At 45.6% G+C, this 11,622-nt stretch carries 10 protein-coding genes; 2 read left to right on the forward strand and 8 right to left on the reverse strand.

The annotated features are described in order from the left end of the window. Positions 1-17: 17 nt before the first annotated feature. The 5 genes from B2337_RS02205 to B2337_RS02225 all read right to left on the reverse strand — a co-directional run bounded on the left by B2337_RS02205 (position 18) and on the right by B2337_RS02225 (position 4,761). The gene (locus B2337_RS02205; protein WP_292362046.1) at positions 18-995 is read right to left on the reverse strand and encodes a KpsF/GutQ family sugar-phosphate isomerase; all 978 of its coding nucleotides are present in this window, start codon (positions 993-995) and stop codon (positions 18-20) included. Then, positions 992-1,978: a calcium/sodium antiporter gene (locus tag B2337_RS02210; protein WP_292362047.1), complete on the reverse strand. Its 987-nt coding sequence runs from the start codon at positions 1,976-1,978 to the stop codon at positions 992-994. The genes B2337_RS02205 and B2337_RS02210 overlap by 4 nt, the downstream gene beginning before the upstream one ends. Before the next feature lie 85 nt (positions 1,979-2,063). Beyond that, on the reverse strand, positions 2,064-2,792 hold the full coding sequence (locus B2337_RS02215; protein WP_292414507.1) for an MlaA family lipoprotein: 729 nt from the start codon (positions 2,790-2,792) through the stop codon (positions 2,064-2,066). A gap of 131 nt (positions 2,793-2,923) precedes the next feature. After that, positions 2,924-3,967, reverse strand: a complete 1,044-nt coding sequence (locus B2337_RS02220) for a glycosyltransferase family 4 protein (RefSeq protein WP_292414505.1) — start codon at positions 3,965-3,967, stop codon at positions 2,924-2,926. Beyond that, positions 3,967-4,761: a UDP-2,3-diacylglucosamine diphosphatase gene (locus B2337_RS02225; RefSeq protein WP_292362050.1), complete on the reverse strand. Its 795-nt coding sequence runs from the start codon at positions 4,759-4,761 to the stop codon at positions 3,967-3,969. The genes B2337_RS02220 and B2337_RS02225 overlap by 1 nt, the downstream gene beginning before the upstream one ends. Positions 4,762-4,900: 139 nt before the next feature. On the opposite strand from B2337_RS02225, the gene prlC reads away from it, so the two are divergent. Next, on the forward strand, positions 4,901-6,940 hold the full coding sequence (prlC, locus tag B2337_RS02230) for an oligopeptidase A (RefSeq protein ID WP_292414504.1): 2,040 nt from the start codon (positions 4,901-4,903) through the stop codon (positions 6,938-6,940). Between the two features lie 49 nt (positions 6,941-6,989). Here prlC and B2337_RS02235 read toward each other — a convergent pair whose 3' ends face one another. After that, positions 6,990-7,406: a hypothetical protein gene (locus B2337_RS02235; protein WP_292362052.1), complete on the reverse strand. Its 417-nt coding sequence runs from the start codon at positions 7,404-7,406 to the stop codon at positions 6,990-6,992. 176 nt (positions 7,407-7,582) lie between these two features. Then, positions 7,583-7,849 (reverse strand): DksA/TraR family C4-type zinc finger protein, encoded by a 267-nt coding sequence (locus B2337_RS02240; RefSeq protein ID WP_292362053.1) that lies wholly within the window; start codon positions 7,847-7,849, stop codon positions 7,583-7,585. Positions 7,850-8,288: 439 nt separating this feature from the next. Between B2337_RS02240 and B2337_RS02245 the strand changes: the two genes are divergently transcribed. Next, the gene (locus tag B2337_RS02245) at positions 8,289-10,589 is read left to right on the forward strand and encodes an FdhF/YdeP family oxidoreductase (RefSeq protein ID WP_292414503.1); all 2,301 of its coding nucleotides are present in this window, start codon (positions 8,289-8,291) and stop codon (positions 10,587-10,589) included. Positions 10,590-11,064: 475 nt separating this feature from the next. Here the strand turns inward: B2337_RS02245 and B2337_RS02250 are convergent, their stop codons facing one another. Continuing rightward, complete coding sequence (locus B2337_RS02250; RefSeq protein ID WP_292414502.1) at positions 11,065-11,589, reverse strand: hypothetical protein; 525 nt, start codon at positions 11,587-11,589, stop codon at positions 11,065-11,067. Positions 11,590-11,622 lie beyond the last annotated feature (33 nt).

An 11,622-nucleotide genomic window follows, 5' to 3' on the forward strand; every position in this document is an offset into this window, starting at 1 on the left:
TGTTTTTTTCCTGAAAATTAGACCACACCCGCACGTAATAAATCGTGCATATTGAGTGCGCCCGTTAAGTTATGGTTTTTATCGGTAATCAACAGCCCATTGATTTTGTATTGTTGCATCATTTGTAATGCTTCGGCGGCCAGCATCTCAGCCTGACCGGTTTTACAATGGCGTGTCATATGATCTTTCAGCGGTGCGGTGAGAATATTCACTTCCTGTGCCAATACACGACGTAAATCACCATCAGTGAAAATACCGACCAGTTTGCCAGCATTATCCACCACAGCGGTCATGCCCAGACTTTTGTTAGACATTTCCATCAAGGCTTCACGTAATAAAGCCTGTTCATTGACCTGCGGAATCGCCGAGCCAGTATGCATAATATCGCTGACGCGTAATAATAAACGTCGACCAAGATTGCCACCGGGATGAGAAAGGGCAAAGTCTTCGGCGGTAAAACCGCGGGTTTCCAGTAACGCAATGGCCAGGGCATCCCCCATGACCAAAGCAACGGTTGTACTGGATGTGGGGGCGAGTCCCAGCGGACAGGCTTCCTTGTTCACACTGACATTAATATTGGCATCAGCACATGATGAAAGTGTGGAATCCATCCGGCCACTCATGGTGATTAACGGTACGCCAAGGCGTTTAATCAGTGGCAATATCGTCAGAATTTCGGCAGTTTCCCCGGAATTCGACAACGCCAGTACGACGTCTTTATCGGTGATCATGCCCAAATCACCATGGCTGGCTTCACCGGGATGAACAAAAAATGCCGGACTGCCGGTACTGGCTAAGGTCGCGGCAATTTTACTGCCGATATGACCTGACTTACCCATGCCAATAACTACAATACGCCCCTGACACTGCAACAGATATTCACAGGCGCGGACAAAGTCATCATCAATCCGATCTCGCAGTAATGTCACCGCTTCCAGCTCGGTATCAATCACCGCCAGCGCCAGCATTTTTAATTTTTCCGCATCTATTTTCATATACCGTTATGCACACCTTGGTAGGCCAGCAAACTTATATAGCCTGCATAAACCAGTAATAGCAACAAACCAACCGGACGGCCCAATCTGCCCTTCAAACAAAATCGTGCAAAGAAATACAGCACGATCGTCAGACCAATCATAAAACTAAAATCACGCGTTATCAGCAGCGTATCTATTTTTGATGGTTGAATGAGCCCCGGCATGGCAAGTACAGCCAGTAGATTAAAGATATTTGAGCCAAGAATATTACCAACGGCAATATCATGTTCATTTTTTAATGCGGAAGCGATACACGCCGCCAGTTCCGGCAGGCTGGTACCAATAGCCACGACCGTCAGACCAATGACCAATTCACTGATGCCCAGTAACTGGGCGACGCCGGTGGCTCCCCAGACCAACAGTTTTGAACCTGCCAGCAGGGAAACAAGGCCGATAAAAAATAACAGGATGGATGTTTTCAGCGACAGTTTCGGCTGGGAATATTCTTTGGTGAATTCAATTTTGAGTGGGTCATCCTGCGCACTTTTCACTGCCAGCCAGGCCATACCAGCCAGCGTCAGCAGAAACCCCGAAAACAGAATAACACCATCAATACGATCCAGTTCCATATCCCAGAGCAACAGCAGCAGGGATAGAAACATAATAAACACCAGTACCGGAAATTCTCTTCGTAATGTAACGGAATGAACTGCCAGTGGGGTAATGACTATTGTGAGGCCCAAAACCAGCCCGACATTGGTTATATTCGAGCCAATGGCATTGCCAATACCCAGTGCCGGAGCACCATCAAATGAGGCTAATGCCGATACCATCATTTCCGGAGCCGAGGTACCAAATCCAACAATAGTTAACCCGACAATCAGTGGGGCAACACCGAGATTGGATGCAATACCAGCAGCGCCATCAATAAATTTATCTGCACCCCAGATCAGCAGTACAAAACCACTGATAATCGCGATGGTAAATAATAAAGAAGTCATTTCATAACCGGTGGTGGTGTCGTGAAAATAAAAAAAGAGCCGGAATAAATCCGGCTCTTTTTATTATAGCGATTGGGTTGAAGAATTACTCATCATCAAACAGATCGAAATCATCATCGTTTGGAGGATTACCATCGTAAACCAGGTATTGGCGACGTTGCAGATAAGCGTTGCGAACATAGGCATATTCATCATCTGTTGCTTCGCTTAATACACGTTGCGTTTTTAACAGATTGGCGCGGGTATCCACCACACGGGTTCCGACTAATGCGTTACGTGCGCCCGGACCTTCAACATACATCACCGGGTCAGTAAACATATCACCCACTAAACCGAATGAGTCACGTACCGTACGTGGACCAAAAAACGGTAATACTATGTAAGCGCCGGGTTCAGCACCCCAGACACCTAATGTCTGACCAAAGTCTTCATTACGTTTTTTGTTGCCGGCATGGCCTGCTACATCAAATATACCGGCTACACCCACGGTACTGTTTAACAGGAAACGTCCGGTATCATCCGCAGCCTGACTGAATTTACCCTGCAACAGACTGTTAATGGCAACAGTAATATCATTCAGATTGCTGAAAAAGTTACTGACACCCCAGCTGATGGCATCAGGAACAACAGTATCGTAACCCTTGGCTACAGGCTTCAGAACCGCACGGTCAACCGTGTCATTGAATTTGTACATTGCACGGTTGTAGCTCTCGAAGGGATCACGCTCATCGTTATATTGTGTAGTGGCACAACCGGTAAACAGAACAACCATGCTGATGAGGCTGAATCTGAAAAAATATTTTGAGTCGAACATTGCGGCATTCCCTGAAACAAATTTAACGGGAATAATCTCACGGCAGTTCCCGGCTAATCAAGTATTCTGTTGTACGAATACCAAGAAAGTATGACGATGTTGTCACTTTGCAACATGAGAATGAGAATGTTTCAGCTTTTCTGACTGAGTATTTGCGCTGTTTGGGTTGGAATAGCTGGCTGATTGTCATACATGAAACTCGCAAATACGGCGCTACATTTCTGCCAGCTATTTTCGCGAGCATAAGCAATGCAATCGGTTTTTTGCAGATTCAGCGCACTTAAAGCAGCTGTTTGCAAGTTCCAGTCAAGCTCGCCGGTTTTGCCCTCAATGATAATGTCCTTCGGACCCGTAACCGGAAAAGCAGCCACGGGCAAACCACATGCCATGGCCTCAAGAATCACTAAACCAAAGGTATCAGTCTGGCTGGGAAAAACAAATACATCGCCACCTGCCAGACAGGCCGCCAGTTCCTCTGCAAATTTGGCTCCGGTAAACAGAACCTCGGGGTAACGTTTGCGCAGCATCTCCAAATCCGGGCCATCGCCAATCACCACCTTGCTGCCGGGTAACGTCAGATCCAGAAAAGCTTCAATGTTTTTTTCCACCGCCACACGTCCCATATTGATAAAAACCGGTCCGGGTAAATCAAATTTTTTGGCGTTATCGGGCGTAAAGATCTGTGTATCCACACCACGGCCCCAGACATACACATCCTGAAAACCATGTTGTTGCAATCGTTGCTGTTGTGAAACGGTTGGTACCAAAGTTCTCGCCGCTGGCCGATGAAAGCGGCGTAACCAGGCATAACTCCAGCGGAGTGGAACAGGCAAACGCAGACGTAAATATTCTGGAAACTGGGTATGAAATGAGGTGGTAAATTGAATTTTATGTTTTAAACACCAGCGCCGGGCAGCCATACCTAATGGGCCTTCAGTCGCTATATGCACTGCATTGGCTTGCAGATTTTCCAACATATTAGAAAGTTTTCGATATGGCAGTAACGCTAAACGAATTGAGGGATACGTCGGGCAGGGAATAGTTTTAAAATTCAGCGGGGTGATCATGATCACCTCATAACCCATTTCCTGAAGATGATCACGGGTCTTGCCCAGAGTACGCACTACGCCGTTGACCTGGGGCTCCCAGGCATCCGTCACGATAACCAGTTTCATCAGGCGGCTTTGGCAATCAATACTTGCTGATTAAATAACTCCGCCCAGGGAATGATTTCCATCTGGCCGTCAGGGTGTTCCACCAATGCCGTACAACTTTCTACCCAGTCACCACAATTGTAGTAATCGATATTCTGGATTCGGGTAATTTCAGCCCGGTGAATATGCCCGCAGACCACACCATCAACGCCTTGTTTTGACGCTTCATGTGCCACAGCTTCTTCAAAGTTGCTGATGTATTGCACCGCATTTTTGACTTTGTGTTTAAGAAACGCCGCCAGTGACCAGTAGGTAAAGCCCATCTTGCGACGGAAGTAATTGACCCAGCGATTGGCACGCAACAAAAATTCATACAATCGACTGCCAATTTTCGCCAGCATTGGCGAAATTTTTACCACGCTATCAAATTGATCGCCGTGAATGATTAATAGCTTCCGTTTATCGGCCGTGGTGTGAATAATTTCATTATGGATTTGCACATTACCGAACACCGCACCATCATAATCCCGCAGAATCTCATCATGGTTGCCGGGGACGAATATCACCTTGGTATTGTGTTTGGCTTTACCAAGCAGGGTACGAACCACGTTATTATGTTCCTGAGGCCAGTACATGCGTTTTTTCATTTCCCAGACGTCGATAATATCGCCGACCAGATAAAGATAGTCGCATTCCACATTATGTAAAAAGTTAAGGAGGAGCTCGGCACTGCAGCCTCGGAAGCCAAGATGGATATCCGATATAAACACGGTGCGAACTTTCAGCTTTTGCTTGTGACTTAGTTGTGTTTGCATAAGGCACTCATTCACTTAAAATTCTGAGCAAACCTTATCTATTAGATATTGCAGTGTGATGACTGTTTTGTTGCGTTACCATGACACAATCTCCACGCACCATACTGCGGGCGATACCGAACTTAATCAGGACATAAATATGACCAACCCACTATTGGAAAATCACCATTTACCACTATTTTCCGCCATTAAAGCCGAGCATGTTGAGCCCGCAATTGATCATGCGTTGAGCACTGCACGCAATAAAATCGACACGATTTTAAGCACACTGACAGAGCCCACCTGGGAAACCCTGGTACAACCAATGGAAGATATGGATGCCCTGATTGACAGTGTCTGGTCACCAGTCAGTCATATGAATTCGGTGGTCAACTCAGAAGAACTGCGTCAGGCTTACAACGCCTGTCTGCCAAAACTCAGCGAGTTTTCTACCGAGCTGGGCCAGAATGAAACGCTGTATCAAGCCTATAAAGCCATTGCCGAAGGCGCTGAATATCAGAAATTGGATACGGCACAGAAAAAAGTTATTGATAACGCCGTGCGTGATTTTCGTTTGTCCGGTGTTGAGCTGGATCAGCAACAACGTGATGAGTTTAAAAAACTGTCACAGAAAATGACTGAACGCACCGCCAAATTTGAAGAAAACCTGCTCGATGCGACCCATGCCTGGCGCAAACATATCACTGATGAATCTTTATTGTCAGGTCTGCCGCCGTCTACCATAGAAATGTCCGAGCAAATGGCCAAACGTGAAGGACTCGAAGGCTGGTTGTTTACGCTGGATTTTCCCTCTTATATGCCGGTGATGTCGTATGCCGATAACCGTGAATTACGTGAAGAAATGTATACCGCGTTTGCCACCAAAGCATCCGATCAAGGTCCACATGCCGGTAAATGGGATAACACGGATGTGATGCTGGATATTCTCAATCTGCGGCATCAACTGGCTAATCTGCTGGGTTTTGCCAATCACGCAGAGCGTTCTTTGGCCACCAAAATGGCCCAGTCATCGCAACAGGTTCTGGATTTCCTGCAAGATCTGGCCAAGCGTTCCAAACCGATTGCCGAAAATGAATATGCCGAATTACGGGCTTTTGCCAAAGTGACTGCCGATCAAGGCCAGCTGGAAGCCTGGGATGTCACGTATTTTGCTGAGAAACTGCGTCAGCAGCGTTATTCGATTTCACAGGAAGAACTCAAACCGTACTTCCCGGAAGACAAAGTGGTCAGTGGTCTGTTTGCCGTGGTGAATCGTCTATATGGTCTGGATATTCGCGAACGTAATGATGTGGATGTCTGGCATAAAGACGTGCGCTTTTTTGAAATTGTTGCTGAAGACGGCAGCGTTCGTGCTCAGTTCTATCTTGATTTATATGCTCGTCAGCATAAACGCGGTGGCGCCTGGATGGATGAATGCAAAGCACGCCGTCGTACAGCCAATGGCATTGAGATTCCTGTCGCCTTTTTGACTTGTAATTTTTCTGAGCCCGTCGGGGATAAACCAGCTTTGTTCACCCATGATGAAGTGACAACACTGTTCCATGAATTCGGTCATGGCCTGCATCATATGCTGACCAAAATTGAATATGCCGGTGTCTCCGGTATCAATGGTGTGGCTTGGGATGCTGTTGAATTGCCAAGCCAGTTTATGGAAAACTGGTGTTGGGAACGTGAGGCGCTGGATTTGATTTCCGGCCATTACCAGACCGGTGAAAAACTACCTGATGAATTGTTCGACAAAATGATCGCTGCACGTAACTTCCAGTCCGCGATGATGATGTTACGTCAGCTGGAATTTTCGTTATTTGATTTCCGTTTGCATCTGGAATTTGATCCGAATCAGCCGAATCAGGTCGAGAAAATTCTTGAACAGGTTCGTAATGAAGTGACCGTGGTCAAGCCACCCAAATTCAATCGTTTTGCTCACAGCTTTGCCCACATCTTTGCTGGTGGGTATGCCGCAGGGTATTACAGCTACAAATGGGCAGAAGTGTTGTCAGCAGATGCCTTCTCCAAGTTTGAAGAGAAGGGCATTTTTGATCGGCAAACCGGCCTGGAATTCCTGGAAGCCATTCTGGAGCAGGGCGGCAGCCGCGAACCGATGGAACTGTTTATTGAATTCCGTGGACGTGAACCGCAGATAGATGCGCTTTTGCGTCATACCGGCATTGCCGCATAAACAAAAAAGGGCCGAAAGGCCCTTTTTTATGAACTCAGGAATCTGACTTTTACGAATTCATACAAATTTGTACGGATTCCTGAGCAGTGACAATCATTCTTGTTGCCTGATCTTTGGTTAGCTTGTCCGCTTCAATATCCTGCAGAATGGTTTGGTTCAGGTTTTGAGTTGTTTGAGCTAAATCTGCTCCCCCTGCTACCGGCAAAATGGCTTTGTCACGATAAACTTCCGGGAAATCTTTTAAGGCATTCAACTGGCAACTCGCCATTCTCATGACATAGGCATTGGCTTCTGACTCAACAGCGGTTGCCGTCATTTCCGGTCTGGCAGCATTCAACTGCTGCACAACCATAGGTTTTAATTGTGTGGTGTAGTTTGTTGTATAGTTTTTTTCATCCTGCTCATCAATTGCCAGAGCTAATTGCGCAGCAAAGATAAAAGGTAATGCCAGTAATAATTTTTTCATTTTATATTTCTCTAAAAGTGGGCCAGATAAAGCACCAGTCCTTCAATGTCAGACTTTAAACTGGCTAATATCAAATTCTTGTGAACTGCAAAATAAATCCACAGCACAGCTTTACACAATGCAGTACTGAAAAGCAAAAGAGCACCGAAGTGCTCTGTTATAACGTTGAAATGCGCCTAACGTAATTGACTGTCTTTACTGCCACGTCGGTTAAACAGACTGGCAGTCTTGTTTTCCTTATCAATCATTTCCTGACATTTCACGCAGAGGCGAACACCTGGCACCGCCTCACGGCGTGCCTGAGGGATTTCCTTATCACACTCTTCACAATGCGTCAGGCTTTCGCCTTTAGGTAAACGGGAACGTGCCTGTTGAATACCGTCTTCAACACTGGCATCAATCTGATCCTGCACCGCGCCATCACGAGACCATCCTCCAGCCATAACAACCTCCAACTGACTGACTTCACAGCTTTATTTAAGCATATTAAACCTATATTGGGGTGAACAAGATAAAACGCAAGCTGAATAAATATTGTTGTTTTGAAGCTGGATCTTGAACTCTCAAACAATATTAAATTTATTGCCTGATTTAATATGAAATAAAAAACATATTTTAAGTTAAGGTTGGACGGGATTTAACTCTTAGAAGAGACGATCTTTATTGATTGCAAGTGTTTATTATCGTTATAATTTATTAAATCATTGTATCAATCCAAATTATGTTTAATGTTGCATATATTAGTATTCATGTTCGGCAATAGTCAGCGTTCAGATTTCTAAAAGCACATTAGCGCGAATCATATTTACAGATCTTTCAATACTGTTTTTTTACAGCATTGATTAGAGGCTTCTATATATTTTCATTTCCCGGAGAATAATTTTGAGTCATTACAAACCGTATAACGGTCCGGCAGCAGGTTGGGGGGCTTTAGTCAGCGTGACCAAGAATTGGCTAGGCAGTAAAAATGCCATGCATAACATTCGTGCCATGCTGAAAACCAACCAGGATCATGGTCTGGATTGTCCCGGATGTGCCTGGGGCGAGACGCCTGAAAAAGGCATGATCAAATTCTGTGAAAATGGCGCCAAGGCGGTGAACTGGGAAGCTACCAGTCGTCGGGTTGATCCGGCCTTTTTTTCCAAACATAGCATCTGCGAACTGTTACAACAAAGTGATCATTGGCTGGAATCTCAAGGCCGCATCACCCATCCCATGCGTTACAACGCAGAAAAAGATCACTATGAACCAACGACGTGGCCTCAAGCTTTTGAATTGGTCGCACAGCATCTTAACAATATGGATTCTCCTCATCAGGCCGAGTTTTATACCTCGGGGCGGGCCAGTAACGAGGCCGCGTTTCTCTATCAATTGTTTGTCCGTGCAGTGGGCACGAATAATTTCCCAGATTGTTCAAACATGTGCCACGAAGCCAGTGGTATCGGTATGTCTGAAGCATTGGGTGTGGGTAAAGGCACGGTTGAGTTTGAAGATTTTGAACATGCCGATGCCATCTTTGTTATCGGCCAAAATCCAGGTACCAATCACCCTCGTATGCTTGAGCCATTACGCGAAGCGGTTAAACGTGGTGCCCAGGTGATTTGTTTTAATCCTTTGAAAGAGCGTGGCCTGGAGCGTTTCCAACATCCACAAAATCCACTGGAAATGCTCAAAAATGATTCTGAACCGACCAATACTGCTTTCTTCAGACCGGCGTTGGGTGGAGATTTTGCTGCTATTCGTGGTATGGCCAAATTTCTTTGGCAGTGGGAGAAAGAAGCACTGGAAAATGATGGTGCCGCCGTATTTGACCGTGACTTTATCGCCGAACACACCAGTGGTGTAGATGATTACTTAGCGGTGTTGGACAATACTAGCTGGCAGCATATAGAAACACAATCCGGTCTGAGTTTGGCTGAGATTGAAATGGCCGCCAATATGTACCGCAAAGCCAATCGCGTGATTATGTGCTGGGCGATGGGGATTACACAACATGTACATTCGGTATCGACCATTCAGGAAATCATCAGCTTGCAATTATTGCGTGGCAATGTGGGCAAACCTGGTGCCGGCCTATCGCCGGTGCGTGGCCACAGTAATGTCCAGGGTGACCGCACCATGGGCATTGATGAACAACCACCGGAATGGTTTCTCGATGCTTTGGAAAAACGCTTTCAGTTCAAGGTACCGCGTGAACACGGTCACACCACGGTACAAGCTATTGCAGCGATGGAGCAGGGCGAAATCAAGGTCTTTTTTGGACTGGGTGGTAACTTTGTTCAGGCCGCACCCGATACACCAAGAACTCATGCCGCCATGCAAAACTGTGAGTTAACAGTGCATATTTCCACCAAGCTCAATCGCAGTCATTTGGTGACCGGTAAGGATGCATTGATTTTGCCGTGCCTGGGGCGAACAGAAATTGATTATCAAAAAAGTGGCAAACAAGGCATTACCGTCGAAGATACCTTCAGTATGGTGCATATTTCCTACGGACAGCTCAAACCATTCTCACCGTTAATGAAATCGGAAGCCGCCATTATTGCCGGTATCGCCGAGGCCACCCTGGGTAAACAGCCGGTCGACTGGAACTGGTTGATTGAAGACTATGATCGTATTCGCGATCTTATCTCCGAGGTGATTCCGGGCTTTGAAAACTTTAACGAACGAATTGCTAAACCGGGTGGTTTTTATCTGGGAAATCCAGCAGCCGAACGTAAGTGGCAAACCAGCACTAACAAGGCACGTTTTATGGCTAATCAATTGCCAGAAACCCTGTTGCATTCGCAGATAACCGACAGTGGAGAACAAGCCGATTTAATTCTGCAGACCATGCGTTCACATGATCAATACAACACCACCATTTACAGCCTCAACGATCGGTATCGGGGCGTGTATGGCATGCGGGATGTGATCTTTGCCAATGAAGCGGATATTCAGCGTATGGGGCTGGAACACGGCCAGAAAGTGGATATTTATTCGTTATGGAATGATGGAAAAGAACGCCGTGTCAGTAATTTTACCATTCTCAGTTATGACATCCCGGCCGGACAGGCGGCAGCATATTATCCTGAAACCAATCCGTTGGTGCCGTTGGATAGTTATGGGGATAAAACGTTTACTCCGACGTCCAAGTTTGTGGCGATTAAGATTGTGCCGAGTAAGGCGTTGAATGCGGCTTAAGGCTTGAATTGATTGATGAACTGGGTGGAAGTTGGCTTATATCCAGGGCAGGTTGGGTAGAGCTTGCGAAACCCAACAATTCCAAATCCTAAATTAAGCACTCAATTTTTGAGATGAGCACCAATATCCCCTTTTGTGTTGACGAGTAGCGGCTTTTTGTCAGGATTAGAGACTTACCTGTTTGAGCGCAGCGAGTTTGGTGAGTCTCCCTGACAAAAAACGCAACGCAGTGGAGCCGCAGGCCAACACAAGGGGTGCCCTGGGGTTGTTAGGGGAATGGGCACTCATTCCCCTGACTCGACATTAAGTCGAAACAAATGGTTTTATAACAAAAGCTGATTGTTGGGGTTTAGAGGGGCAACACCGACCAACCTAAATTTTATGATCGATTTTAAAGCTGAGAGATAGTCATAACTTCATCGTTTTTTGAAGCTGAAAATCTGCATGGCCCCCAGGGAAAGCAGATACTCAAACTCTATACGTTCTGGTACACAACACAGAGGCTGATAAATTTAGAAATAATCAAACACAATAACCCCAAAAGTAAAAATATATTTCGAGTTATAAAAAGCCTCTCACTCTTTTTTCCGACCTTATTGAGCCCTTTTCCAGCTTTTGAAATAAATTCTTGAAGAATATTTTGTCTTTCTTTGGCTTCGGTTAAAGAAATTTCCATCCCAGTGTCTAGATCTATGCTTCTAGAGGGGAAATTCAATATTTTATTAACCACATCTAGCTGTTCTTGTGCTTCTACTTTCCTTAAATTTGTTGATTGAACTGAAAGATCACTTTCAAGTTTTAATATTCCAGTAACAACTGATGCCAAGAGAAACGTGAGAGATATTAGCTCAAAAGTATTTTGCGAGAACGCGAAGGGCTCTGGAGAAAAACTTCCTCCGAGATATGCAAGAAGTGCTGTGGTTAAACCGACAATAAAATAATCATACTTTTGTTGTGCTTGTTTCCAAATCTTCCATGCTTCTAAACTATCTTTAGCCATAATGCTCCAATCCTTTTTCAATTTATTTGGGGA

The sequence above is a fragment of the Methylophaga sp. UBA3192 genome, assembly GCA_002363955.1.
Taxonomy (GTDB): domain Bacteria; phylum Pseudomonadota; class Gammaproteobacteria; order Nitrosococcales; family Methylophagaceae; genus Methylophaga.